The sequence below is a fragment of the Planctomonas psychrotolerans genome, assembly GCF_008642235.1.
Taxonomy (GTDB): domain Bacteria; phylum Actinomycetota; class Actinomycetes; order Actinomycetales; family Microbacteriaceae; genus Planctomonas; species Planctomonas psychrotolerans.
The window spans coordinates 2735363-2758537 of record NZ_SJEV01000001.1 but is presented as its reverse complement, the minus strand read 5'-3'; the positions used below and the strand labels follow the sequence as shown (position 1 = coordinate 2758537).

The window sequence follows — 23175 nt, the reverse complement described above, 5'->3', positions numbered from 1 at the left end:
GACGTCGCGGGAAGAGGTCCGCCACGCCGGGGGTCACGCGCTCAACTAGGCTGATCGACGGACTTTCGGGGCGTTCGCCCTCACCCCTCCCCCGTCATCGAAGGAGACATTCCGTGCCAGGAGACAACCTCACCCGGGTAGAAGCGCAGGAACGAGCCGCCCTGGTGCGCGTGCACGACTACGACGTCACGCTCGACCTGACCACCGGTGCGGAGACGTTCCGCAGCACGACCACGGTCCGGTTTCGCGCAACGGCAGGCGCGTCGACCTTCCTCGACGCGATCACCCGCACCGTGCACTCGGTCACCGTGAACGGACGCGAGCTCGACCCGGCAACGGTGAGCGACGGCGTGCGCATCCAGCTCGACGACCTCGCCGACGACAACACCGTCACGGTCGTGTCCGACTGCATGTACACGAACACCGGTGAGGGCCTGCACCGCTTCGTCGACCCCGTCGACGACGAGGTGTACCTGTACAGCCAGTTCGAGGTGCCCGACTCCCGCCGCATGTACGCGGTGTTCGAGCAGCCCGACCTGAAGGCCACCTTCCGCTTCACCGTCACGGCTCCGAGCTACTGGGAGGTCGTGTCGAACTCCCCGACGCCCGAGCCGACGGATGCGGGAGACGGTGCGAGCACGTGGGCCTTCGAGCCGACCCAGGTCATGTCGAGCTACATCACCGCGCTCATCGCCGGACCGTACGGTGTGGTGCGGTCCGAGCTGACGTCGAGCGACGGCCGGGTCATCCCGCTCGGCGTCTTCGCCCGCAAGTCCCTGATGCAGTATCTCGACGCGGAGTACGTGTTCGAGAAGACGCGGCAGGGCTTCGAGTTCTACGAGACCCGCTTCGACTACCCGTACCCCTTCCCGAAGTACGACCAGCTGTTCGTGCCCGAGTTCAACGCGGGCGCGATGGAGAACGCCGGTGCCGTCACCTTCGTCGAGAGCTACGTGTTCCGCTCGAAGGTCACCGATGCCATCAAGGAGCGCCGGGTCGTCACGATCCTGCACGAACTGGCGCACATGTGGTTCGGCGACCTGGTCACGATGAAGTGGTGGAACGATCTGTGGCTCAACGAGTCGTTCGCCGAGTACATCTCCACCCTCGCCACCGCCGAGGCCACCGAGTGGCACGGTGCGTGGACCACCTTCAACGCGCTGGAGAAGAGCTGGGCGTACAACCAGGACCAGCTGCCCTCCACCCACCCGATCTTCGCGACGATCAACGACCTCGAGGACGTGCAGGTCAACTTCGACGGCATCACCTACGCCAAGGGCGCATCGGTGCTGAAGCAGCTCGTCGCGTGGGTCGGTCAGGAGGAATTCCTCGCCGGCGTCGCCCGCTACTTCCGCACGCACGAGTACTCGAACACCGAGCTGCCCGACCTCATGGTCGAGCTGGAGGCCACCAGCGGCCGCGACCTCTCGGCTTGGACCGGCCTCTGGCTCGAGACCGCGGGCGTCAATACGCTGCGTCCGGCGATCGACACCGACGCCGACGGCACCATCACCGGTTTCGCGGTGCTGCAGGAGGCGCACCCGGACTACCCGACCCTCCGACCGCACCGTCTCGCGGTGGGCTTCTACTCGCTGCAGGACGACCGTCTGGTGCGCACGCACCGCGTGGAGCTCGACGTCGACGGCGCCCGCACCGACGTGGCCGAACTCGTCGGACTCGCCCGGCCCGAACTGGTGCTGCTCAACGACGACGACCTCGCCTACGCCAAGATCCGTCTCGACGAGCACTCGCTCGACGCTGCCACCCGTCACCTCGCGCGAATCGACGACCCCTTGGCCCGGTCGCTCGTGCTCGGATCGGCATGGGATGCGGCGCGCGACGCGGAGACCCGCCCGCGGGACTACATCACCTTGGCGCTCGACAACATCGCCGCCGAGACCGAATCGACCACCCTCCGCATGGTGCTGGCGCAGGTCATCCTCGCCGCCACCAACTACGTGGCCCGGGACGCGCGCGAACAGACGCTCGAGCATGTCGCCGAAACCCTTCTGACGCTCGCTCGGGACGCCGCCCCCGGCTCGGACGCGCAGTTCCAGTTCCTCAAGGCGTTCGCCTCGGTGGCGGGCACGCCCGAGCACCTTGACGCGATCGCGGCCCTGTCCGACGGAACGGCGCCGCTCGACGGCCTCGAGATCGACACCGACCTTCGCTGGGAGCTGCTGATCGCGCTCGTCGCCGGTGGCCGCGCGGGGCAGACCGAGATCGACGCCCGTCTTGCCGAGGACAACACGGCGACCGGCACGCAGTCGGCGGCTCACGCGACGGCGGCGATCCCCACCGCCGAGGCGAAGCAGGCCGCGTGGGCATCGCTCGTCGACGTGGCTACGGCCCCGAACGCGATCGTGCGGGCCACCGCCCTCGGATTCAAGCGGGCGGCGGACACGAGCCTGCTCGAGCCGTTCGTCGAGCAGTACTTCGCGGCCCTGCAGGACGTCTGGGAGTCGCGCAGCTACGGCATCGCCTCCGCGCTGATCACCGGGCTCTACCCGTCACCGCTCGCGTCCCCGGAGCTTCGGGACGCGACCCGGGCCTGGCTGGACGCCAACGCCGAGCCGCCCGCGCTGCGAAGGCTCGTCGTGGAGAACCTGGCCGGCGTGGAGCGCGCCCTCCGTGCTCAGGAGCGGGACGCCGAATAACGCCGTCCGGACGCCCGGCGTCCGACCCATCCCATCCATTACATCTCGACACCCTGGAGCCGCCAGCCGATGCTTCGCGCTGAACAGACCCCCATCCCCGAGAATCCCGTCGCCCCCGTCGTGAACGCGTTCGAGACGCCGTTCGTCGGCCCGTTGATCGGCGTGGTGCTCATCATCGTCATCGCGGTGGTGGTGCGCTTCCTGATGCAGTTCATCATCCGGCGGGTGGTCGACAAGATCGTCAACGGGGTGAAGAAGCGGCAGAACGTGGAGGACACGCAGGCCATCGCGTCGTCGCCCCTGGCGGCCGTGCGCGTCGTGCAGCGCACGCGGACTCTCGGCAGCGTCCTCAGCAACATCGTCACCGTGGTGATCGCGGTGATCGCCATCCTTCTGGTGCTCACGACCGTCAACCCCGATGTGCTCGGCTCCCTCGCGCTGCTCACCGCGGCCCTCGGCGCGGGCCTCGGCTTCGGCGCGCAGAACATCATCAAGGATGTCCTGAACGGACTGTTCATGGTCGTGGAGGACCAGCTCGGTGTGGGCGACATCATCGACACCGGTTTCGCCACCGGTGTCGTCGAGGCCGTCGGAATCCGTGTCACGCAGATCCGCGACGTGAACGGGACGCTGTGGTTCGTGCGGAACGGTGAAATCCTGCGCGTGGGCAACATGTCGCAGGGCTGGGCGCGGGTCATCATCGACCTTCCGGTGCCGTACACCTCGAACGTCGACCTGGTGCAGGAGAACCTGCTGGCGACCGCCACGGAGTTGGCGACCAGCTCGGAGTGGCGGTCGCGAGTGCTCGAGAAGCCGGAGATCTGGGGAATCGAGTCGATCTCCGCGGAGGCGCTCGTCATCCGGCTCGTGATGAAGACCCGCGCGTCGGCGCAGTACGACGTGGCGCGGGAGCTCCGGCTGCGACTCAAGCGCGGTCTCGATTTCCTGGGCGTCACGCTCCCTCCGCTGAACCGGGTGGTGATGGACGGCCTGAACCGCAAGGATGGACCACAGCCGGAGAGCTCGAAGCGCACCCGGCCGGCCGACGACACCACGCCCTCGGATCGGAAGTGACCATGCGGAACGACAACGGTGAGCCGCGCACGGCACTGCCCGTCGGCCTCCCGACCGCCGGGCATACCGTACCCCTCGCACCCGCCACGCCCGTGACGCTCCGGGTGAGCGCCGGCGGCGACCCCCCGGCCGGCAACTTCTACGACCAGATCGGGGGCCGGGCGACCTTCGAGAAGCTGGTCCGCGAGTTCTACCGCGGTGTGGCGAACGACCCCGTGCTCGTCGCCATGTACCCGGAAAAGGATCTCGAGGGCGCCATCCAGCGGCTCACCGGGTTCCTCGAGCAGTACTGGGGCGGGCCGACCGCGTACAGCGACGAGCGCGGGCACCCGAGGCTGCGTCTCAGACACCAGCCGTTCCCGGTGAACCCGGACGCGCGGGACCGCTGGCTGCGCCACATGCGGGACGCCGTCGATTCGCTCCGACTCTCGCCGTTGCACGACGCGACCCTCTGGTCGTACCTCGAGCGCGCCGCGCACGCGATGGTCAACACCTTCGACGAGTGACCGTCGTCAGTCGGTCATCGGCTCCACCGGCGTGGCCCGCTCGGCCGCGCTCCGCTCGACGCAGAACTCGTTGCCCTCCGGGTCGGCGAGCACCACCCAGCCCGTACCATCGCTGTCCCGTCGATCGTCGACCAGGGTGGCGCCGAGGCCGCGCAACCGTTCGACCTCCTCGTCCCGCGTCGCATCGGTCGGCGACACATCGAGGTGCACCCGGTTCTTGACGATCTTTCCCTCCGGCACCCGGATGAACAGCAGCACCGTGGGACCGTGCGCGTCGGCGAGGTACGCCTCGTCGGTCCCCGGTTCATTTGGGTCGTCGGGGTCGGGCAGGAATCCCGTCGCGTCGGCCCAGAAGAGCGACAGTCGATAGGGATCGGAACAGTCGAACGTGATGTGCGTGACGGAAACGGTCATGTCCCGAGCATGCCATGGCGTCGCAGGTGAGGAGGCCTCAGGAGGGCCGCAGGTGAGGAGGCCTCAGGAGGAGGGACTGCCCGACGCCAGCGGCGCCGACGCCAACGACCCCCGCGACCGCACGAGCACGTGTCCGCGCCCGGAGGACAACCGGTACCACGGCCCGGTGCGGTACACGGCCACCGGGTCGTCGGCGGCGAGGAAGCCGAGGCTCAGGGCGGCGAAGGCCGCGCCCGCGGGAACGCCGTCGAGGCCCGGAATCGGACGGTTCCACACCTCGCTCCGCACGCGAGTGACGATCTGCTCGCCGGTACCGGGCAGCACAGCGGCAGCGACCTCGTCGATTCCCTCCCGTGCCACTCGTTCGAGAAGGACGGGGTCGGCGCTGCCCCGCGGCTCCCACCCCGTCCGTGGCGGGGAGATCCCCGCCCACGGCGCTGTGCCGGATTCCTGCGGGATGCTCACCGCGGGTGCGACGGTGGGCGCGGCCGAGTCCTCCCCCTCGAAGCGTGCGAGCCGGTCGAGGAGGGATCGCACGGTGACCACCACGTCGAACGTACCGTCGTCGGCGAGGGCGAACGTGCGGAGGCCGAGAACCGTCGGGCTGGCATCGAGCAGCCCTGCCGGCGTCAGGATCGCCACGTAGACGGCGAGTACACCGCGATCGGCCACCAGACGCACCGAGCCGGTGTCGAGCCGTTCCGACCGACCGAGGAACACCCGCAGATCGCTGAGCGAGTGCGAGTCGGGGAGCAGGAAGGAGGACGCCATCTGTTGTCTAAACTACTTCACAGTCGACGCGGTCGGACGACTTCGAGGCCGCGGACACCTATCGGAAGGCGACATGACCCACTCCCCCGACGGCGGACGCACCGATCCGCTCGGCAGTCTGCTCACCGCGCTCGACCTCACCGACACGGGGGCGCGCACGAGCGAGGACATCCTCACCGGTTCGTCGCAGTGGATGCCGCTGGGTAGGGTCTTCGGCGGACAGGTGCTGTCGCAGTCGCTCGTCGCCGCGCAGCGCACCCTCGAGGATGACCGCATCGTGCACTCCATGCACGGGTACTTCCTGCGGCCGGGCGATGTGCAGAAGCCCATCACGTTCTCCGTCGACCGCATCCACGACGGCCGGTCCTTCTCCACGAGACGCACGCAGGCCTACCAGGACGGCCGGCCGATCCTGTCGATGATCGCGTCGTTCCAGCGCGAGGACGAGGGGCTCGATCACCAGTCCGACATGCCGCAGGGGCTTCCCCAGCCCGAGGATCTCCCGGCGGAGAAGGACTTCCTCGGCAGCATCGACCACCCCGTCGCTCAGTACTGGGCCAATGGCCGGCCGTTCGACATCCGGCACGTGTCGGGACCGGTGTACTTCGGGCCGGGGGGCGAACGGGTCGCCTCTCAGGCCGTGTGGTTCCGCGCCATCGGCGAACTCCCCGACGACCCCAACCTGCATCGCGCCGCCCTCGTCTACGCGAGCGACTATTCCATCCTCGAGTCCGTGCTGCGGAGGCACGGGCTGACCTGGGGCACCCCCGGCCTCAAGGTGGCGAGCCTCGACCACGCGATGTGGTGGCACCGATTCGCTCGGGTCGACGACTGGTTGCTGTACGTGCAGGAGTCGCCCAGCGCGACCGGGGGTCGCGGGCTCGCCCTCGGAAAAATCTTCTCCCGTGACGGAGCACTCGTCGCGAGCGTGGCACAGGAGGGCATGGTCCGCGCGCCCGAGTCCTAGGATCGGCACTGGAGCGATGCCGCTCCACCGACGGTTCGACCGGAAGGAATCCCATGACTGATGCGCACGTCTTCAGCCGCCGCACCGCGCTCTCGCTCGGCACGGCCGGCACGCTCGGGATCGGCCTCGCCGCCTGCGCCGGCCCGGCCGCGCAGCCCAGTGGAGGCTCGGCCGCGGGCGGCACCGCGTCGGGCACGGTGGTCGCCCCGCTCGCCGACGTTCCGGTCGGCGGATCCATCGCGGTCGACGTGGACGGGGCGCCGTACGTGGTCGCCCAGCCGACCGCCGGTGAGGTGGTCGCGTACACCGCCGTGTGCACCCACCAGGGCTGCAAGGTGGTTCCGGCCGAAAAGGTGCTGGACTGCCCCTGTCACGCATCGCAGTTCGATGCGTTCACCGGCGAGGTGATTCAGGGTCCGGCGGACCAGCCGCTCGCCGAGCTGCCGGTCACGGTGGACGGCGACACGATCGTCACCGCCTGAGACCAGCCCGCGTCGTCGCCGTCAGCCCGGCGTCGCGTGCAGTTCCCGCTCGTCGCGCTCAGACCCGCTGAGTGAACACCACCGGATCCTCGAGGTAGGGCGACCAGGCGGCCCGTTCGACCTCGTTGATCCGGCGCGGGCGCTCCGATGCGGTGTCGACCAGCACGATGGTGGTCACCGCGCGGGCGTACAGCACGGCCGGCTGAACGCCCCGCGGTGAGTGCACCTCGTAGCAGACCTCGAGGCTCGCGCCGCCGAGCCGGCCCAGCCAGAGCTGGATGTCGAGAGGGTGCCGCAGGTACGGCACCGGCGCAAGGTACTCGATCTCCTGACGGGCGATCAGCGTCAGCGTGTCGGCTCCGGGCGTCCCGTCGAGTACCGCGGCCGCACTCCCGGCGCCGACGGCCTCGGGACCGTGCGCGTCCGTTGCATCGTCCGTCGCCCAGAACGCCTGGATGCGCGCCTCCTCGAGGAGGCGCAGCATCTCGGCGTTGTTCACGTGCCCGTACGCGTCGAGATCCGACCAGCGCAGCCGGATCGGCACGTGCAACCGGGTCATGCCGGTCAGTCCCGCGTGAGCTTGCGGTAGGCCGAGCGGTGGGGCTTCGCCGCATCCGGGCCGAGACGCTGAATCTTGTTCTCCTCGTACGCCTCGAAGTTGCCCTCGAACCAGTACCAGTTCGCCGGGTCCTCGTCGGTTCCCTCGTAGGCCAGGATGTGCGTGGCGATCCGGTCGAGGAACCACCGGTCGTGGGTGATGACCACGGCGCAGCCGGGGTATTCGAGGAGGGCGTTCTCGAGGCTCGACAGGGTCTCGACGTCCAGGTCGTTCGTCGGCTCGTCGAGCAGGAGGAGGTTTCCGCCCTGCTTGAGCGTGAGGGCGAGGTTCAGCCGGTTGCGCTCACCGCCCGACAGGATACCGGCCCGCTTCTGCTGGTCGGGCCCCTTGAAGCCGAACGTCGACACGTAGGCGCGGGCCGGGACCTCGGTCTTGCCGACCTGGATGTAGTCGTGTCCGTCGGAGACGACCTCGAACAGGGTCTTGTTCGGGTCGATGCCGCCGCGACTCTGGTCGACGTAGGAGATGTCCACCGTCTCGCCGATCTTGAGCTCGCCCGCGTCGAGGGGTTCGAAGCCCACGATCGTCTTGAACAGCGTGGTCTTGCCCACGCCGTTCGGGCCGATGACGCCGACGATGCCGTTCCGGGGAAGGGTGAAGCTGAGGTTGTCGATGAGCACACGGCCGTCGAAGCCCTTATGCAACTTCTTGGCGTCGATCACCTGCGAACCGAGTCGCGGACCGACGGGGATCTGGATGTCCTCGAAGTCGAGCTTTCTCGTGCGCTCGGCCTCGGTGACCATCTCCTCGTAGCGGGCGAGACGTGCCTTCGACTTGGCCTGGCGCCCCTTCGCGTTCGAGCGCACCCAGTCCAGTTCCTCGGCGAGGCGCTTGGACAGCTTCGCGTCCTTCTTGCCCTGGACGCTCAGCCGCTCCTGCTTCTTCTCGAGGTAGGTCGAGTAGTTGCCCTCGTAGGGGTAGAGACGTCCGCGGTCGACCTCGGCGATCCACTCGGCCACGTGGTCGAGGAAGTACCGGTCGTGGGTTACGGCGAGGACGGCACCGTGGTACTGCGCCAGGTGCTGCTCGAGCCACAGCACGCTCTCGGCGTCGAGGTGGTTGGTGGGCTCGTCGAGGAGCAGGAGGTCGGGCTTCTGCAGCAGCAGCTTGCACAGCGCGACGCGGCGCTTCTCCCCGCCGGAGAGGTTCGAGACCGATGCGTCGCCCGGCGGCGTGCGCAGGGCGTCCATGGCCTGCTCGAGCTGGGAGTCGAGGTCCCACGCGTCGGCGGCGTCGATCGCCTCCTGCAGTTCGCCCATCTCGGCGAGCAGCGCGTCGAAATCGGCGTCGGGCTCGGCCATCGCGGCGGAGATCTCGTTGAAGCGGTCGATCTTGCCCTTGATCGGGCCGACCCCCTCCTGCACGTTCTCGAGCACGGTCTTCGACTCGTCGAGTTCGGGCTCCTGCATCAGGATGCCGACGGTGAAGCCCGGTGTGAGCTTCGCCTCTCCGTTGCTGGGGGTGTCGAGCCCGGCCATGATCTTGAGGATGGTGGACTTACCGGCGCCGTTGGGTCCCACGACCCCGATCTTCGCTCCGGGGATGAACGACATGGTGACGTCGTCGAGAATCACCTTGTCGCCGACCGCCTTGCGGGCGCGGACCATCGAGTAAATATATTCGGCCATGGGTCAAGTCTATTTGCCCGAGGGCACCGCGCTCCTCCGCCACCCGCCGATGTCGGGGCGCTGTCCGGCTATTCGGCGCCAGCCGGCGCTACCCGGGTGTCCGGCGCCGTGCCGATGTCCGGCGCTAGCCGCCGATGTCGGGCGTCGCGCCGACGAGGCAGCGGCCCGTTCCCAGCACCGGGGCGACCGCACTCACGAAGCCACCCGCGCCGCGATCGCCCAGGAGGCAGGATTCCCCGATGCGCACGGCGAACTGGAGCGAGTCCACGGCGTTCCCGATGGGGGTGCTGTCGTCGGTCGCCTCCAGGTCCTCCGGCGCGAAACCGGCCTCGGTCAAGGCGTCGATGATCGCACCCCGCCCGGCGTCGGGCGTTCGGGCGAAGAGCGAGCCGCTGACCGCGTCGAAGTAGGGCTTGTTCTCCACGGCACTGCCGCCGTCGACGAGCACCGGCGGCGACTCGGGTGCACCGGTCGTCGTCGGCGCTCCCGACTCCGACTCACCTGCGGAGCCCGATTCGCGAGGAGCCTCGGACGACGGGGATGCCGAGCACCCGACGAGGAGGGCCACGGGCATGAGCGCTCCCGCCATCGCCGTGACCATACGGGAGGCGCCGACCGATCGACGTGGCATGGCGGATCCCCCGGTGTCGTGCTCCGCGCTGCCGTCGCACCCGGCCGGAGCGAAGCGTGTGCGCCACGAGCCTACCCATTCGCCCACGTCGCCTCCCGGTCGACGGCAGGCCCGGAGGACCGGGAAGCGGCACTCGTGCCAGTCGGCCGCTCCCCGGCCGAGCGTCCATCGTCACCGACCGCCGGGAGCGGTGGGGCGGCACCAGCGGGGCCGGGGCCGACTACTCCCGCCAGCGCGTGGTGGAGGAGGAGAACCAGCACCGTCACCGACATCGGCCCCGATCCGCGCGGGATCGGGGCCGATGGGGTGCAACTCCGCAGCGATACGGGGCTCTACCCGCTGTCGTTGTTCCGGAGTCAGTGCTCCCGGAACTCCAGGTCGTCGCCGACCGCGCCCTGCAGCGCGTTCTTCGCGATCGCCAGCGACGGATAGACGCCGTGCTGCTCCTCGCGCTTCAGCAGTCGCACGGCGTAGCCGTCCTCCTGCGAGTGGATCGACCCGATAGCGCCCTCGCTGCCGAAGGCGACCCAGGTCTTGCCGACCACGTGCGAGTCTGTCGAGGTGTCGTGAGCCATGTCATGCCTACCTTTCTCCGTGCCCCGAGAGTACGCCCGGGCGCGCTCGAGATGAAGCCCCGAGCACGCCCATCGTCGGCGCGAGGGTCAGGACGCGAGAACGTACTGCGCGAACGACTTGCGCACCTTGTTCACCTTGGGTCGTGCCACGGCGAGGCAGTATCCCTGCCCGGGGTTCTTGGCGAAGAAGTCCTGGTGGTACTCCTCCGCGTCGTACCAGGTGCCGAGCGGCTCGAGAGTGGTGACGACGGATCCGTCCCACAGTTCGGAGGCCTTGTCGATCGCCCGTGAGAACAGGTGCTTCTGCTCGTCGTCGACGTAGAACATCGCCGAACGGTACTGGGTGCCGATGTCCGCACCCTGGCGGTTCAGCTGACGGGGGTCGTGCAGGGTGAAGAACACGTCGAGGATGACGTCGGCCGGGATGACCGTCTCGTCGAACACGACCTTGACGGCCTCAGCATGACCGGTCGCGCCGGTGCACACCTCTTCGTAGGACGGATGGGCACTTGCGCCACCCGTGTAGCCGGAGATCACATCGGAGACGCCATCGAGGGTGCGATACACCGCATCGAGACACCAGAAACATCCACCGGCGAGTACAAAAGTCTGCATAAGGTCAACCTACTTCCCGAATCTGGCGGAGTCCTCCTCGCGCCACATCCTGCAACCGTCCATGGCGTGCCCGCATTCCGGAGTGGTCGGGATGACACCCGGCCTCGGCGAGCCGCGGCGCTGTCGAGCGGAAACGTATCCGAGCAGGAACGCCGCCGGACTGCGAGGCCGCCGAATGATGGCAACAGCGAAACTGACGAACAGAACCGCCCGGCCGCGAATAGGCTCCGGCATATGACTTTCCTCGCCGCCGACGACCGTTACGACTCGATGACCTACCGCCGCACCGGACGCAGCGGCCTGAAGCTCCCCGAGATCTCCCTCGGACTGTGGCACAACTTCGGATCCGACCGCTCGCTCGACACCCAGCGGGCGATCCTCCGCCGCGCGTTCGACCGCGGCGTCACCCACTTCGACCTGGCGAACAACTACGGCCCGCCCGCCGGATCGGCGGAGACGGCCTTCGGCCGCATCTTCGCGGAGGACTTCCGGCCGTACCGTGACGAGATGATCGTGTCGACGAAGGCCGGCTACACCATGTGGGAGGGTCCCTACGGCGAGTGGGGATCCCGCAAGTACATGCTGTCCTCGCTCGACCAGAGCCTCACCCGGCTCGGCCTCGACTACGTGGACATCTTCTACTCCCACCGACCCGATCCCGAGACGCCGATCGAGGAGACCGTCGGCGCTCTGGCGACCGCCGTCACCTCGGGCAAGGCCCTCTACGCCGGCATCTCGAACTACAACCCCGAGCAGACCCGGGCCGCGGTGGAAGCCATTGCCGTGCACAACGTGCCGATCCTCATCCACCAGCCGCGCTACAGCATGTTCGATCGACACGTGGAGCGCGGTCTCCTCGACGTGTTCGACGAGACGGGCATGGGAAGCATCGTGTTCTCACCGCTCGCTCAGGGCCTGCTCACCGATCGTTACCTCGACGGATCGGTGCCGGCGGACTCCCGCGCCGCCCAGAACCGCTTCCTCTCCGGTGATTCGATCACCGAGCAGTACCTCGAGAAGGCGAAGGCCCTCTCCGCCATCGCGCAGGACCGTGGACAGACGCTGGCGCAGCTCGCTCTCTCCTGGGTGCTCCGGCACCCGCAGGTGACCAGCGCGCTCATCGGCGCATCGAGCGTGGAGCAGCTCGAGCAGAACCTGGCCGCCCTCGAGGCGCCCGCGCTCACGGATGCGGAACTCGCGGCCATCGAGCCGCACGCCGTCGACGGCACCACGCTGTAATCCCCACGCCGCTGCACCGGCACTCCCCGGTCGCCGGTGCGGCAACGGCATAGGCTTGCGGCTCGTGGGTTACCTCTACGCGCTGATCGCCGCCCTCCTCTTCGGCATCAACGGGAGCGTCACCAAGGTGATCGTGGGTGCGGGCCTCGACCCCGCCCAGCTCACGTTCTTCCGCGTCACGGGCACCGTCGTCGTCTCCGGGCTGGTCCTGCTCGTCACCGACCGGGCGGCGTTCCGGCTCACCCGGCACCAGCTGGGGGTGATGGCGATCCTCGGCGTGTTCGGTGTGGCCGGCCTGCAGTTCTTCTACGCGACCGCCCTCAGCCTGCTTCCCGTCGGGATCACGCTGCTCCTCGAATACACGGCCGTTCTCATGGTCGCCGTGATCGCCTTCTTCTTCTTCTCCGAGCGCGTGAAGCCCCGGCTGTGGGTCTCCATCGGCCTCGTGCTCGGGGGTCTCGCCGTCGTGGCGCAGATCTGGACCGGATCGCTCAACCTCCTCGGGGTGGTCTTCGCCCTGCTCGCGGCCGTCGCGCTGACGGTCTACTTCCTCGTCGGTGAGCGACTGCTCACGGCCTCGAGCGCCATGGCCGTCGCCTTCTGGTCGATGCTCTTCGCGGCGCTCCTCTGGGCGATGCTCAGCGGCTGGTGGACGATCGACCCGAGCGTCTTCCCGACGGCCGTCTCGCTGAGCGGAAACCTCGAGGCGGTATCCGTGCCCCTTCTGCTCCCGCTGCTCTGGAACGTCCTTCTCGGCTCGTTCGCCCCGTTCTTCTTCTCCTACCTCGCACTCAAACGCCTCACCGCCACGGCCGCTGGGGTCATTGCGTCGTCGGAGGTGATCTTCGCATTCCTCGTCGCGTGGGTGTGGCTCGGTGAAGGACTCAACCCGGTGCAGCTCGTCGGGGCGGCTCTCGTTCTGGCCGGAATCGTGCTCGCACAGACCGCCCGTGCGGAGAAGGTGCTGGATCCCGATCTCGCGTTCCGGGACGGTCCGGACGTGGTCGGGGAGCGCGTGCCCGCCACGCGCGCCACTACCGAATCCGTCGGCGGGAATGTCGGTGGTCGTTCATAGTCTGATCCCATCGACAACGCGATCGCCGGGCCGGCGGCACGGATGGAGGACCCTTGACCACGCTCACACTGCCACCCCGAGTCTCATCGGGCATCTCACTCGTTCAGCTGCACAACGGCCTGTGGCGAGTCGTCCGCTCGTCCGGTGCCGTGCTCGGATATGTCGAGAGCTTTCCTGATCCGCGTGGCGAGCGTTTCCGCGCGAAGCGGCTCACCGCGAACAAGCGCTCCTTCATCGGGCTGGGCGAGTTCTGGCAGCTCCAAGACGCCGTGGACAGCCTTCGTTTCGGTTGAGTGGTCCACACCAGCCGTGACCGAGCCCGCCACGCCAGCGTGACCGAGCCCGCCACTCCGCACGGCCTGCCCCACAACGCGGATCCCGACGCGTAATCTGCGAGCCATGCAGTGGTGGAATAACTTCGTTCGTTGGCTCACTTCCGACGCGGGGTGGCGGGTCGTCACCGAGGCCGCGATCCCTTTCCTCGCCATCCTGACGGCCGGGCTCGTCGCCGCACTCATCGCCCGCAATACGATGAAGCGAGTGCTCGCCCGTCACGACCGGGAACAGAAGACCGCCGCGATCGGCGCATTGATCGACGCGGCGAGGCAGGCGGCGGTGTGGGATTCCCTCACTCCGCAGGAGCAGCTGTTGAGCGACCGAGCCGCGGGAGAGGCGGATGTGCGGGTGCGCTTGCTCCCTCTTCGCGGAGCAGGGGTAGCCGCCGACTGGGCGGCGCACGAGATCCTGGAGTTCAAGCGCGGAAGCGCCACGTTCGGGTTCCAGTTCGATACCCTGCTCGTCGAGTTCCGGAACCGGTTGATCGACTGGCAGCGTCACCCGGCACGGGCGCGGAAGATCTTCGCCAGCGACATCGCTCGCTGGGACGTCGAACTCACCGACGCGGAGAAGCAGGCGAGAGCCGAGCAGGACGCCTGGACGGCGGAGCAGCACTCATCGCGATTCTCGGCGGCCGGATCGGATGCTGCCCGCGCCTCGGCGCAGGCCGACCGGCCAGCGCAGACCGGTACTGCCCGACCAGTGTCAGCCGGCTTCGCCAGCACCGCGGACGGGCCGAGTTACCTCCCCGCGGATGCCGGATCACCGGGTTCCGGGGGAACGGGACCCATGCGCGGGGGTGTGCTCCCGCACGCGGCCTCGGGCTCTCGCGAGGTGGAAGCTCCGGATGACTTCGCCATGCCGGGCAGTCGCCGCCCGGGTGCACCCGACAACTGACGGGCGCGCGCCGGAAGCACTTCAGCGCCCGCCGACCGGCTCGCTGCAGCGCGATCCGGCCGTCAGCGCCACCACTCGTCGAACCTCGACGCCGGCACCTGACGCTTGTGCTCCGTGGCGAGGTACCTGGTCTCGATGGCGGTCGCCGCGGCGTCGTCCACCGCCTTGCCCTCCAGGTAGTCGTCGATGTCCTCGTACGCGAGGCCGAGATTCGCCTCGTCGGTCTGACCCGGAGTGTCATCGAGCAGGTCCGCGGTGGGCGGCTTGAGGTAGAGGCGCTCCGGAGCGTCGAGGTGCTGCAGCAGCGCACGACCCTGCCGCTTGCTGAGTCCCGTGAGCGGGAGAAGGTCGGCACCGCCGTCACCGAACTTGGTGAAGAATCCGGTCACCGCCTCGGCCGCGTGGTCGGTGCCGAGCACGAGGAGGCCCTCCTGCCCCGCGATCGCGTACTGCGCGATCATGCGCGCCCGCGCCTTCACATTGCCCTTGGTGAAGTCGATCATCTTCGTGCCCATCGCGTCTCCGTACTCCGCTTCGAACCCGTCGACCCCGCGCTGGATATTGAACACCACGGTACGCTGCGGCTGAATGAACGACAGCGCCAGCTGCGCGTCCGCCTCGTCCGCCTGCACGCCGTACGGAAGGCGCACGGCGATGAAGATCGCCTGCGTCCCCTCGGCGGCGAGCTCATCGACCGCGAGCTGAGCGAGGCGACCCGCAAGAGACGAGTCCTGCCCGCCGCTGATGCCGAGGACGAAGCCGCGTGCGCCCGTGCGGGTGAGGTAGTCCTTCAGGAAGTCCACGCGCGCGCGAATCTCACCGGCCGGATCGATGGATGCCGACACGTGGAGTTCGGCGATGATCTTCTGTTGCAGGGGTCGTGTGCTCGTCATGTGCCCTCGGCAGGAATCGAACCTGCGACCAAGAGATTAGAAGGCTCCTGCTCTATCCGCTGAGCTACGAGGGCGTCTCCTCCGCGTATCACGATACCGCCCCGGATTACGCGTGGTCGTCAGGCGGCGATCCCGGTCGTCAACAGGAGAATGCCGAAGACGAGCAGCGCGGTCGCCAGGGCGAGCGAGATTCCGACCAGCACACGGTGCACCTGGAGGAATCGAGTGGGCGCGCCGGTCGCCGTGCGCGCGCGAGCGTCCTTGCTCACCCGGCGGAGGAACGCGGGCCAGACGATGAAGTTCCATGCGGCGTTGACGAGGAGCAGTACGGCGAGAGTCGGGATCACCCGTTCAGTGTACGAACGGTCGCCGCCCGTTCCGCCGCGGATAGACTCGCGGGATGGGTAGCAACGCTGATCGCCTCGTCTGGATCGACTGCGAGATGACCGGTCTCGACATCGAGATCGATGAACTGGTCGAGGTCGCCGTGATCGTCACCGACTTCGAACTCGAGCCGGTGGACGAGGGCCTCAGCATCGTCATCCGCGCCGACCAGTCCGCTCTCGACAACATGGGCGACTTCGTGACCGCGATGCACCAGTCCTCCGGGCTCCTCGAGGAGATCCCGAACGGCGTGAGCCTCGGTGACGCCGAGTACGCGGTACTCGAGTACATCAACAGGCACGTTCCCGTCTCGAACTCGGCACCGCTCGCCGGCAACACGATCGGCACCGACCGGGCGTTCCTCGCCAAGTACATGCCCCGGGTCGACAACCACCTGCACTACCGCAACATCGATGTGTCCTCCGTGAAGGAACTCGCCCGTCGCTGGTTCCCGCGCGTGTACTTCAACGCACCCGCGAAGAACGGCGGGCACCGTGCCCTCGCCGACATCCTCGAGTCCATCCGCGAGCTCGACTACTACCGCTCGGCCGCCTTCGTCGCCTTCCCCGGTCCGGCTACCGAAGACGTCCAGGCCGTTTCCGCGTCCATAGTGGACAAGTGGAGCTCTCGCTTGTAATAGACTCTTCGATGCCGCGGTACGGAATTCGTTCCGGATCGCACATGGTGGGCGTAGCTCAGTTGGTAGAGCGCTGGCTTGTGGAGCCGGATGTCGCGGGTTCGAGCCCCGTCGTTCACCCCAAACCCCGCACGAATGGTCCCGCTCCGGCGGGACCATTCGTCGTTTTCCGGCAGGTCCTCCGTTCTCCGGGCGGGGGGCCGCTGCGAGCGGGTCGCGCACGGCATCGATAGCGTCGCGCGAGCGGATGCCCGGGCTTTCCTAGACTGGGACGATGGCTGAAGAACTCCCCCCGTTCGTCGACGCCGCCTGGTTGCAGGCGAACCGGGACGACGTGGTGCTCGCCGACGTCCGGTGGTATCTCGACGGTCGATCCGGGCGCGACGCCTACGACGCCGGGCACCTCCCGGGCGCCGTGTTCGTCGATCTCGAGCGCTGGTTGTCGGGGCCCGGCGGCGCCGGGACCGGGCGACACCCGCTGCCGTCCCCCGAGACGTTCGCGGCCGGGATGTCCGCACTCGGCATCGGTGAGAGCAGCACCGTGGTGGCCTACGACGACGCGGGCGGGGTGATCGCCGCACGTCTCGTGTGGATGCTGCGGGCGACGGGCCACCGCGCGGCGTTGCTGGACGGCGGGGTGCAGAACGTCGATGGCGAGCTCGAGACCGTTCCGGTCGAACTCCCGCCGGATGTGTTCACCGCCGCACCATGGCCGCAGTCGCGATTGGCGACCCTCGACGACGTCGCCGACCCGGCCGTCATCGTCGTCGACGCCCGCAACCGCGAGAGATTCGACGGGGCGGCGCCCGATCCGGTGGACCCCCGCTCCGGCCACGTTCCCGGTGCACGCAATGTGCCCTGCCGCGAGAATCTCGAATCAGACGGCCGCCTCAGATCGACCGCGGAGTTGACCGCCGCGTTCGCGGCCGCCGGAGTCGTGACGGCGGCGGACGGCAGAAACGTCGTCGCCTACTGCGGTTCGGGCGTCACCGCCTGCCACAACCTCCTCGCCCTCGAACACCTCGGGCTCGGCGTCGGCAGGCTCTTCGTCGGCGGGTGGTCGCAGTACTCCAGCCTCCCCGACCTGCCGGTCGCCGTCTCCGCTGCGCCCTCGGCGCTCTCGCCGACCTTCCCGGTGTGACAGGCTGAAGGAATGCCCCGGCTTGACGAAGCGATCGACACCATCGAACGGGTGTCCCTCGATTCCCCGTGGGTGACCATCGTCTGGAACGATCCGGTGAACCTCATGTCCTACGTGGCGTGGGTGTTCCGCAGTTACTTCGGTTTCCCTGCCGAGGAGGCGGAACGCCGCATGCTGATGGTGCACAACGACGGGCGCGCCATCGTGGCGTCCGGTGGGCGCGAGGAGATGGAGCGGCACGTGGAGGCCATGCACGACTTCGGCCTGTGGGCGACGCTCTCGCGGTCGGAATCGTGAAGCAGTTCCACCGCCGTGCCGACGGCACGGTGAGCACCAGCGTGGACGGTCCCGAGGCCGGGCTCTTCCTCTCGCTGGTCGACGAGGTGCACGCCGTGCTGGAGTATGCCGACGGCGATCTTCGCCCGATCGATCCCGTGCTCGACCGATTCTTCCCCGAGGCCTACCCGACCGACTCCGACGCGTCCGCGGAGTTCCGTCGTTTCACGACGCCGGATCTGCGGAGCCGGAAGACGCACAACGCCGCGGCCATCGCGGAGAGCCTCGCTCCGGCGTTGACGGCCGACGAGCCGGTGCCGGTCATCCTCGACGAGCAGCAGGTGCAGGCGTGGGTACGCGGTCTCACCGACATGCGGCTGATGCTCGCCGCCCGGGTGGGCATCGGCGCCGAACCCGACCCCGGGCTTCCCGTCGATGCGGTGGAACCACTGACCGAGGTGTACAACTGGCTCGGGTGGGTGCAGGACTCCCTCGTGCGCGCGCTGGACGACTGAGGTGGATCTCGACAGAGATGCCTTCGAAGCGCTCGTCGTGGCCGAACTCGACGAATTGCCCGACGACATGGTCGACGGCCTGGACAACGTGGTGTTCGTCGTGGAGGACCGACCGGAGGACGGCACGCTCGACACCCTCGGTCTCTACGACGGCACCGCCCTGACCGAGCGGGGTACGTACGGATTCGGCGAGATGCCCGACCGCATCATCCTGTACCGCGAGCCGCTCCTGGCGATCAGTGAGTCCGAGGACGAGCTGCGGGACGAGATCCACGTCACCCTCGTGCACGAGATCGCGCACTTCTACGGCATCGATGACGACAGGCTGCACGAACTCGGCTGGGCATAGCGACACCCGCACTAGCCTTGCCGCATGTCGCGAACGGGGCGGAACGACCGGCGTGTACGCCGCGCGCTCGTCGTGGCGCTCGGCACCATCCTCATCCTCGCCGCCGGCCTGTACGGCCCGGTGACGCTGCTCCCTCCACTGCCCGTCGCGTCGGTGCGGATGCTCGACCTCCCCGCCTCGTCCGGAATCGGCGCGGCATCCGAGGTGCCCCTGCCCGTTCCCGGTGCCAGCGCCGTGTACGCGGATGGAGCGACGGATCCCCTGGCGACCTCGGGTAGCGCCGATCCGGTCCCGATCGGCGGCGCGTCGAAGGTCGTCGCCGCCCTCGTGGTGCTCGACGAACGTCCGCTCGCGGCGGGCCGATCCGGCGACAGCATCCCGATCACGTCCGACGACTACGCCTCCTATCTCGACTACCGCGACGCCGGTGGCCGGAACATTCCCGTGGTCGAGGGGGATACGTGGACGCAGCGTGAGGTACTGCAGGCCGTCGTCCTCGGGTCGAGCAACAATCACGCCGACACGCTCGTCCGGTGGGCCTTCGGCTCGCTCGACGCCTACGCTTCGGCAGCCGGCGACTGGCTGAGCGCGCACGGGCTGACGCGCACCACGATCGTCGACCCGACCGGCCTCACCGACCGCAACACGGGCACGGCAGAGGACATGGCACGTCTCGCCGAACTGGCCGCGGGGAACGTGGTGCTGAGCGAGCTGTTGGAGAGCCCGGTCGTCACGACGACCCGCGGCTACGAGATCTCGAACCAGGCCGACTTCCGGGTCGTGGACGGGGTGCGCGGGATCAGCCGCAGCTTCAGTGACGCAGCCGGGGTCTGCCTGTTGTTCGCCGTGCCGCTCGGCGGGAACGAACCGTCCCGCACGGTGTACGGGGCGTTCCTGCGCCAGCCCTCCTACGACTCGCTCGAAGTCGACATGGACGAGTTCCTCACCGGTATCCGCGCCAGAGCGGAGGCGGTGTCTCTGGTGGGCGCCGGAGTGGCCGTGGCGGAGTACCGCAGCGCCTGGGGTCAGACCACCACCGCCGTGACCCGGGACGGGCTGGAGGTGCAGTCTCTGTCGGGGGCCGCCGCGAACGGCGACGTGCAGGTCGACGACCTGCGGACGGTACGCGCGGGCGACCGAGTCGGGACGCTGCGCTACGAGGTCGACGGGACGACGCGGGAGGTCGTGCTGGTCGCCTCAGCGGCTCTGACCGACCCGGGCCCCGGGTGGCGGCTCCTCTCCCCGGGGCCCATGGTCGGCAGCCTTCTGTCGGAGCGCGGCGACTGAACAGTCGACGGCTGCCGCCCAGGCCCCGACGGGTGATCGCCGGGACCTCCGAACTAGAAGCTGAGCGAGTCGACCTCGCCGTTCGTGGAAACCGGGTCGCTGTCCTCGGGCTCGAAGGCGTACGTGACGTGCTTCTCGCCGGCGACCTCACGGTCCCCCGTGGCGCGGTACCAGAAGAGTGCGTCGGAGTTGTCGACGTGGGCGGCTGCTCCGATGCGATGATCGTACTCGCCGTTCTCCAGCAGGCGGGTCTCGGTGGTTCCCTCGAGCGGTCCGTCGCTGAAGATGGCGAGGTATCGGGTGTTCTTGTCTGTTCTATCGGTCATGTGTCCACGGTACTCCGCGTCGGTTCCCGGCCCGTTCGACAGGGGCGCGGTGAACCGCATCAGAGGCCGGAGAACATGACGTCCGCGCGCTCCTGCGGACGCTCCCGCTCTGCGAAGCGGCGTTCCTGGGCGGCCCATCGGTCCCAGTGCGGACGGTATCCGTTCCCGTCGCGGGACAGGGCCCGCCGCTTGCGGACCTCCGGAGGGGTGTGCACCCAGACCCCGAGCGTCGCCGCGGCCCGGTTCGCGCGGGTGAGACTGCCCGACCCCTCGACGATCAGGGGCACCGTCGGGTCGAGGGCATGCCACTCCGCGGGAGCACCCGCTGCCCAGTCCCAGCGTTGCCACCTCGGCGTCGCCGAGTCGAGCACGTGATCCCGCACGTGCTCGCTGGCCGCGTCGAGTCCGTCCCAGCCCGGATACACATCGTCGAGACGCACGAGCGAGACCCGACCGGGCCACCGATCGAGGAGGGCCGAGGCGAGCGTGGACTTGCCCGCACCCGAACCACCGTCGATGAGCACGATCGGGCGGGTGCCGCTGGCGAGCGCGGCCGCCATGACCTCGCCTGCCGTGTTCCGCTCTCGGGGATCAGGAACCAATGAAGTTCCACGTCCCGGCCAGCACCGCGACGGTGATGGCGGTCCCCGCGATCGCCGCACCGGTCAGCATGAGCAGCACCTCGCGAACGCCGAACGGCGACGGCCTGGCCCAGGTACGGTCGTTCGACGCACCGAACCCCCGCGCCTCCATGGCGGTCGCCAACTTGCTCCCCCGGCGGATGGACAACACGAGGAGGGCGAACGCCTGGGAGGCGAATCGCTTCACCCGTCCCCGGTCGGCGACGCCCCGCGCGCGACGGGCGAGCTCGAGGGACCGCCAGTCCGCCACGAACAGTCCGACGAGGCGGAGACCGGCCAAGGCACCCAGCACGAAACGGCTCGGCAGCCGCACCACCTGACCGAGCCCGTCGGCGAGATCCGTCGGATCCACCGTCACGAACAGGACGACGGCGGGGAGCCCCACGGCGAGGATGCGCAGGAACGTGGCGAAGGCGAGTTCCAGCGAGCCGTCCGACACCACGATTAGGAGGAACCGGAAGTACACGTCCCCGCTGGTCTGGCCGTACAGAGCGATGGTGAGGGCGGCGCCGGGAGCGGCGATCCACACCGGCAGGGTCCGCAGGAAGAAGGTGCGGAGCGGCAACCCCGCCCACAGCAGCAGCGGGATCTCCAGCAGGAGCGCCACGGACGCGGACACGGTGTCGAGGGAGAGGATCAAGGCGAGAGAGAGGATCAGGGCCGTCGCGAGCTTCGCGACAGGATTGACCGACCCCACGCCCGCGCGCACCGCCGGGGCCTCGAATACGCTCATCGCACCTCCTCGAGCCGCGCGACGGCACCGCTCCCCCGCATCATGCGGAACTCGCGATCGGCGAGAGCGCGCACGAAGTGCTCGTCATGGGTGATCGACACCACCGCCGACCCGTCGGTCACCAGGGCGGAGAGGAGCTGGACGAGCTCCCGCCAGGTGCGGGCGTCCTGCCCGAAGGTCGGTTCGTCGAGGACGAGCACACGGGGACGGGTGGCCAGCACGGTCGCCACGCTCAACCGCCGCTTCTCGCCACCCGACAGGGTGAACGGATTCGCGTCGGCGAGCGCGTCGAGGCGGAGCCGCGCCAGCAGCTCGTCGACACGGGCGGTCATTTCGGCGGAAGACAGTCCGAGGGCGCGGGGACCGACCTCGAGTTCGCTGCGCACGGTGGAGGCGAGGAACTGGTGCTCCGGGTCCTGGAACACCGTGCCGATGCGGGTGAGCAGGTCGCGCGATCGCCACCGGATCGGCGAGGTGCGCACACCGTCGGCGAGCAGCGGCGTGGCGGTCAGGGAACCCGACACCGGCGGGAGCAGACCCGCCAGGGTGAGACCCAGCGTGGACTTGCCGGCCCCGTTGGGGCCGGTGATCGCGGTCGCCGTTCCGGCGGCGACGTCGAGAGCGATACCGGACGCGATCGCCCGGCCCGCTGCGCGGCCGACGGCCAGGTCCGCGGCGCGCAGGAGTCCCCCGCGTTCCGCTCCGCGCTCCCGTCGGGGCGCCACCGGCGCATGCTCGGTCACCCACACGCCCGAGTCCGCGAGCGCGGCACCCTGCCGTCCGAGCACGTCGTTCGGGGTACCATCGGCGAGCACACCGCCCCGCGGCGCGAGCACCACCACGCGGTCGACGAGGTCCCGCCACACGTCCACCCGGTGCTCGACCACGATCAGGGTCGCTTCGCTGTGCGCCAGCACCCGGGCCACGGCGTCCCGCACCTCCCGCACGCCGTCCGGATCGAGATTCGCGGTCGGCTCGTCGAGAAGCAGCAGCCCCGGACGCATGGCGAGCACCCCCGCGAGGGCGAGCCGCTGCTTCTGGCCTCCCGACAGGTCGGACGTCGATGCGTCGAGGGGAACGTCGAGCCCGACCGCGTCGAGTGAGGCGGTCACCCGGCGCCAGATCTCGTCCCGCGGTACTCGGAGGTTCTCGCATCCGAAGGCCACATCGTCGCCCACCCGCGCGAGGATCACCTGCGAGTCCGGGTCCTGCAGGAGCAGCCCGACCCGGCCCCGCGCCGCGTCGGGTGTCGATCCGTCCACGGTGAGTTCACCGCGCGTCTCGCCCTCGTCGGCGTCCCCGAGCACGCCCGCGAGTGCGGAGAGCACGGTCGATTTCCCGGCGCCGCTCGCGCCGAGGAGGAGGACGCGCTCCCCCGGCTGGATGGCGAGGTCGAGGTCGGACACCGACCATGCCCGGCGGCTCGCGTGCCGCCACCCCCAACCGCGGGCGCGCACGGCGGCGCCACCGGACCGGGACGGGAAGGAGGGCATGATCGGTGCGGGAA

General features: G+C 69.0%; 28 protein-coding genes and 2 tRNA genes. 16 read left to right on the top strand and 14 right to left on the bottom strand.

The annotated features are described in order from the left end of the window. The first annotated feature begins 113 nt into the window (after positions 1-113). The 3 genes from pepN (at position 114) to EY822_RS12735 (ending at position 4237) form a co-directional block, all read left to right on the top strand. A complete protein-coding gene (pepN, locus tag EY822_RS12745; RefSeq protein WP_150308591.1) occupies positions 114-2657 on the top strand; it encodes an aminopeptidase N in 2544 nt (847 codons plus the stop codon). A gap of 69 nt (positions 2658-2726) precedes the next feature. Further along, positions 2727-3731 carry a mechanosensitive ion channel family protein gene (locus EY822_RS12740; RefSeq protein ID WP_150308590.1) on the top strand — a complete coding sequence of 335 codons (1005 nt, stop codon included), beginning with the start codon at positions 2727-2729 and terminating at the stop codon, positions 3729-3731. Positions 3732-3733: 2 nt separating this feature from the next. Then, entirely contained in the window at positions 3734-4237 is a 504-nt protein-coding gene (locus EY822_RS12735) for a globin domain-containing protein (RefSeq protein ID WP_150308941.1), read from the top strand. Positions 4238-4243: 6 nt separating this feature from the next. Here the strand turns inward: EY822_RS12735 and EY822_RS15505 are convergent, their stop codons facing one another. Both EY822_RS15505 and EY822_RS12725 read right to left on the bottom strand, forming a co-directional pair. Continuing rightward, on the bottom strand, positions 4244-4651 hold the full coding sequence (locus EY822_RS15505) for a VOC family protein (RefSeq protein WP_227497271.1): 408 nt from the start codon (positions 4649-4651) through the stop codon (positions 4244-4246). A 63-nt stretch (positions 4652-4714) separates the two neighbouring features. Continuing rightward, positions 4715-5422 (bottom strand): hypothetical protein, encoded by a 708-nt coding sequence (locus tag EY822_RS12725; RefSeq protein WP_150308588.1) that lies wholly within the window; start codon positions 5420-5422, stop codon positions 4715-4717. A gap of 73 nt (positions 5423-5495) precedes the next feature. Here EY822_RS12725 and EY822_RS12720 point away from each other — a divergent pair, with 73 nt between their 5' ends. Both EY822_RS12720 and EY822_RS12715 read left to right on the top strand, forming a co-directional pair. Beyond that, positions 5496-6389, top strand: coding sequence for an acyl-CoA thioesterase (locus EY822_RS12720; protein WP_150308587.1), 894 nt, complete (start codon positions 5496-5498; stop codon positions 6387-6389). 53 nt (positions 6390-6442) lie between these two features. After that, positions 6443-6871: a QcrA and Rieske domain-containing protein gene (locus tag EY822_RS12715; RefSeq protein WP_150308586.1), complete on the top strand. Its 429-nt coding sequence runs from the start codon at positions 6443-6445 to the stop codon at positions 6869-6871. Between the two features lie 58 nt (positions 6872-6929). Here EY822_RS12715 and EY822_RS12710 read toward each other — a convergent pair whose 3' ends face one another. The 5 genes from EY822_RS12710 to msrA form a co-directional block, all read right to left on the bottom strand. Beyond that, the gene (locus EY822_RS12710) at positions 6930-7430 is read right to left on the bottom strand and encodes an acyl-CoA thioesterase (RefSeq protein ID WP_150308585.1); all 501 of its coding nucleotides are present in this window, start codon (positions 7428-7430) and stop codon (positions 6930-6932) included. Between the two features lie 5 nt (positions 7431-7435). Beyond that, positions 7436-9118 (bottom strand): energy-dependent translational throttle protein EttA, encoded by a 1683-nt coding sequence (gene ettA / locus EY822_RS12705; RefSeq protein WP_150308584.1) that lies wholly within the window; start codon positions 9116-9118, stop codon positions 7436-7438. Between the two features lie 124 nt (positions 9119-9242). Beyond that, positions 9243-9749, bottom strand: a complete 507-nt coding sequence (locus EY822_RS12700) for a DUF6993 domain-containing protein (protein WP_150308583.1) — start codon at positions 9747-9749, stop codon at positions 9243-9245. Between the two features lie 356 nt (positions 9750-10105). Beyond that, positions 10106-10324, bottom strand: coding sequence for a hypothetical protein (locus EY822_RS12695; RefSeq protein WP_150308582.1), 219 nt, complete (start codon positions 10322-10324; stop codon positions 10106-10108). 87 nt (positions 10325-10411) lie between these two features. Further along, a complete protein-coding gene (gene msrA / locus EY822_RS12690) occupies positions 10412-10939 on the bottom strand; it encodes a peptide-methionine (S)-S-oxide reductase MsrA (RefSeq protein ID WP_150308581.1) in 528 nt (175 codons plus the stop codon). Positions 10940-11173: 234 nt separating this feature from the next. On the opposite strand from msrA, the gene EY822_RS12685 reads away from it, so the two are divergent. The 4 genes from EY822_RS12685 (at position 11174) to EY822_RS12670 (ending at position 14486) form a co-directional block, all read left to right on the top strand. After that, positions 11174-12178, top strand: coding sequence for an aldo/keto reductase (locus EY822_RS12685; RefSeq protein WP_150308580.1), 1005 nt, complete (start codon positions 11174-11176; stop codon positions 12176-12178). Between the two features lie 64 nt (positions 12179-12242). Next, complete coding sequence (locus EY822_RS12680) at positions 12243-13253, top strand: DMT family transporter (RefSeq protein WP_227497270.1); 1011 nt, start codon at positions 12243-12245, stop codon at positions 13251-13253. 53 nt (positions 13254-13306) lie between these two features. Further along, a complete protein-coding gene (locus tag EY822_RS12675) occupies positions 13307-13546 on the top strand; it encodes a hypothetical protein (RefSeq protein ID WP_150308578.1) in 240 nt (79 codons plus the stop codon). A 106-nt stretch (positions 13547-13652) separates the two neighbouring features. Further along, positions 13653-14486: a hypothetical protein gene (locus EY822_RS12670; RefSeq protein WP_227497269.1), complete on the top strand. Its 834-nt coding sequence runs from the start codon at positions 13653-13655 to the stop codon at positions 14484-14486. Positions 14487-14548: 62 nt separating this feature from the next. On the opposite strand, the gene nadE is transcribed toward EY822_RS12670, so the two are convergent. From nadE to EY822_RS12655, 3 genes are all read right to left on the bottom strand, one after another. Next, the gene (nadE, locus tag EY822_RS12665; protein WP_150308577.1) at positions 14549-15379 is read right to left on the bottom strand and encodes an ammonia-dependent NAD(+) synthetase; all 831 of its coding nucleotides are present in this window, start codon (positions 15377-15379) and stop codon (positions 14549-14551) included. Between the two features lies 1 nt (position 15380). Continuing rightward, positions 15381-15453 (bottom strand) — tRNA-Arg (locus EY822_RS12660). 45 nt (positions 15454-15498) lie between these two features. After that, complete coding sequence (locus tag EY822_RS12655) at positions 15499-15726, bottom strand: SCO4848 family membrane protein (RefSeq protein WP_150308576.1); 228 nt, start codon at positions 15724-15726, stop codon at positions 15499-15501. Positions 15727-15779: 53 nt separating this feature from the next. Here EY822_RS12655 and orn point away from each other — a divergent pair, with 53 nt between their 5' ends. The 7 genes from orn (at position 15780) to EY822_RS12620 (ending at position 19968) form a co-directional block, all read left to right on the top strand. After that, positions 15780-16400, top strand: coding sequence for an oligoribonuclease (gene orn / locus EY822_RS12650; RefSeq protein WP_150308575.1), 621 nt, complete (start codon positions 15780-15782; stop codon positions 16398-16400). Between the two features lie 47 nt (positions 16401-16447). Then, positions 16448-16523 (top strand) — tRNA-His (locus EY822_RS12645). A 151-nt stretch (positions 16524-16674) separates the two neighbouring features. Beyond that, positions 16675-17541, top strand: coding sequence for a sulfurtransferase (locus EY822_RS12640; protein WP_150308574.1), 867 nt, complete (start codon positions 16675-16677; stop codon positions 17539-17541). Positions 17542-17553: 12 nt separating this feature from the next. Further along, positions 17554-17838: an ATP-dependent Clp protease adapter ClpS gene (clpS, locus tag EY822_RS12635; RefSeq protein ID WP_150308573.1), complete on the top strand. Its 285-nt coding sequence runs from the start codon at positions 17554-17556 to the stop codon at positions 17836-17838. Continuing rightward, entirely contained in the window at positions 17808-18332 is a 525-nt protein-coding gene (locus EY822_RS12630; RefSeq protein ID WP_150308572.1) for a DUF2017 family protein, read from the top strand. Before clpS ends, EY822_RS12630 begins: the two co-directional genes overlap by 31 nt. 1 nt (position 18333) lies before the next feature. Continuing rightward, positions 18334-18681 carry a metallopeptidase family protein gene (locus EY822_RS12625; RefSeq protein ID WP_150308571.1) on the top strand — a complete coding sequence of 116 codons (348 nt, stop codon included), beginning with the start codon at positions 18334-18336 and terminating at the stop codon, positions 18679-18681. A 24-nt stretch (positions 18682-18705) separates the two neighbouring features. Further along, the gene (locus EY822_RS12620) at positions 18706-19968 is read left to right on the top strand and encodes a serine hydrolase family protein (RefSeq protein WP_150308570.1); all 1263 of its coding nucleotides are present in this window, start codon (positions 18706-18708) and stop codon (positions 19966-19968) included. A gap of 53 nt (positions 19969-20021) precedes the next feature. On the opposite strand, the gene EY822_RS12615 is transcribed toward EY822_RS12620, so the two are convergent. From EY822_RS12615 to EY822_RS12600, 4 genes are read right to left on the bottom strand one after another with little or no spacing between them, the layout of a single operon-like run. After that, complete coding sequence (locus EY822_RS12615) at positions 20022-20294, bottom strand: hypothetical protein (RefSeq protein ID WP_150308569.1); 273 nt, start codon at positions 20292-20294, stop codon at positions 20022-20024. Positions 20295-20353: 59 nt separating this feature from the next. Next, positions 20354-20854, bottom strand: a complete 501-nt coding sequence (locus EY822_RS12610) for a nucleoside/nucleotide kinase family protein (protein WP_150308568.1) — start codon at positions 20852-20854, stop codon at positions 20354-20356. 31 nt (positions 20855-20885) lie between these two features. After that, the gene (locus EY822_RS12605) at positions 20886-21668 is read right to left on the bottom strand and encodes an energy-coupling factor transporter transmembrane component T family protein (protein WP_150308567.1); all 783 of its coding nucleotides are present in this window, start codon (positions 21666-21668) and stop codon (positions 20886-20888) included. Then, positions 21665-23161, bottom strand: a complete 1497-nt coding sequence (locus EY822_RS12600; RefSeq protein ID WP_150308566.1) for an ABC transporter ATP-binding protein — start codon at positions 23159-23161, stop codon at positions 21665-21667. The genes EY822_RS12605 and EY822_RS12600 overlap by 4 nt, the downstream gene beginning before the upstream one ends. Between the last annotated feature and the right edge of the window lie 14 nt (positions 23162-23175).

Bases quoted from the DNA above. Each gene is read 5' to 3' on its own strand.
- EY822_RS12670 (WP_227497269.1), top strand. From the start codon at position 13,653: ATGCAGTGGTGGAATAACTTCGTTCGTTGGCTCACTTCCGACGCGGGG.
- EY822_RS12725 (WP_150308588.1), bottom strand. From the start codon at position 5,422: ATGGCGTCCTCCTTCCTGCTCCCCGACTCGCACTCGCTCAGCGATCTG.
- msrA (WP_150308581.1), bottom strand. From the start codon at position 10,939: ATGCAGACTTTTGTACTCGCCGGTGGATGTTTCTGGTGTCTCGATGCG.
- EY822_RS12640 (WP_150308574.1), top strand. From the start codon at position 16,675: ATGGCTGAAGAACTCCCCCCGTTCGTCGACGCCGCCTGGTTGCAGGCG.
- EY822_RS12700 (WP_150308583.1), bottom strand. From the start codon at position 9,749: ATGCCACGTCGATCGGTCGGCGCCTCCCGTATGGTCACGGCGATGGCG.
- EY822_RS12600 (WP_150308566.1), bottom strand. From the start codon at position 23,161: ATGCCCTCCTTCCCGTCCCGGTCCGGTGGCGCCGCCGTGCGCGCCCGC.
- EY822_RS12715 (WP_150308586.1), top strand. From the start codon at position 6,443: ATGACTGATGCGCACGTCTTCAGCCGCCGCACCGCGCTCTCGCTCGGC.
- EY822_RS15505 (WP_227497271.1), bottom strand. From the start codon at position 4,651: ATGACCGTTTCCGTCACGCACATCACGTTCGACTGTTCCGATCCCTAT.
- EY822_RS12610 (WP_150308568.1), bottom strand. From the start codon at position 20,854: ATGGCGGCCGCGCTCGCCAGCGGCACCCGCCCGATCGTGCTCATCGAC.
- EY822_RS12735 (WP_150308941.1), top strand. From the start codon at position 3,734: ATGCGGAACGACAACGGTGAGCCGCGCACGGCACTGCCCGTCGGCCTC.
- EY822_RS12740 (WP_150308590.1), top strand. From the start codon at position 2,727: ATGCTTCGCGCTGAACAGACCCCCATCCCCGAGAATCCCGTCGCCCCC.
- EY822_RS12695 (WP_150308582.1), bottom strand. From the start codon at position 10,324: ATGGCTCACGACACCTCGACAGACTCGCACGTGGTCGGCAAGACCTGG.
- EY822_RS12710 (WP_150308585.1), bottom strand. From the start codon at position 7,430: ATGACCCGGTTGCACGTGCCGATCCGGCTGCGCTGGTCGGATCTCGAC.
- clpS (WP_150308573.1), top strand. From the start codon at position 17,554: ATGCCCCGGCTTGACGAAGCGATCGACACCATCGAACGGGTGTCCCTC.
- orn (WP_150308575.1), top strand. From the start codon at position 15,780: ATGGGTAGCAACGCTGATCGCCTCGTCTGGATCGACTGCGAGATGACC.
- EY822_RS12605 (WP_150308567.1), bottom strand. From the start codon at position 21,668: ATGAGCGTATTCGAGGCCCCGGCGGTGCGCGCGGGCGTGGGGTCGGTC.
- nadE (WP_150308577.1), bottom strand. From the start codon at position 15,379: ATGACGAGCACACGACCCCTGCAACAGAAGATCATCGCCGAACTCCAC.
- ettA (WP_150308584.1), bottom strand. From the start codon at position 9,118: ATGGCCGAATATATTTACTCGATGGTCCGCGCCCGCAAGGCGGTCGGC.
- EY822_RS12685 (WP_150308580.1), top strand. From the start codon at position 11,174: ATGACTTTCCTCGCCGCCGACGACCGTTACGACTCGATGACCTACCGC.
- EY822_RS12615 (WP_150308569.1), bottom strand. From the start codon at position 20,294: ATGACCGATAGAACAGACAAGAACACCCGATACCTCGCCATCTTCAGC.
- EY822_RS12720 (WP_150308587.1), top strand. From the start codon at position 5,496: ATGACCCACTCCCCCGACGGCGGACGCACCGATCCGCTCGGCAGTCTG.
- EY822_RS12620 (WP_150308570.1), top strand. From the start codon at position 18,706: ATGTCGCGAACGGGGCGGAACGACCGGCGTGTACGCCGCGCGCTCGTC.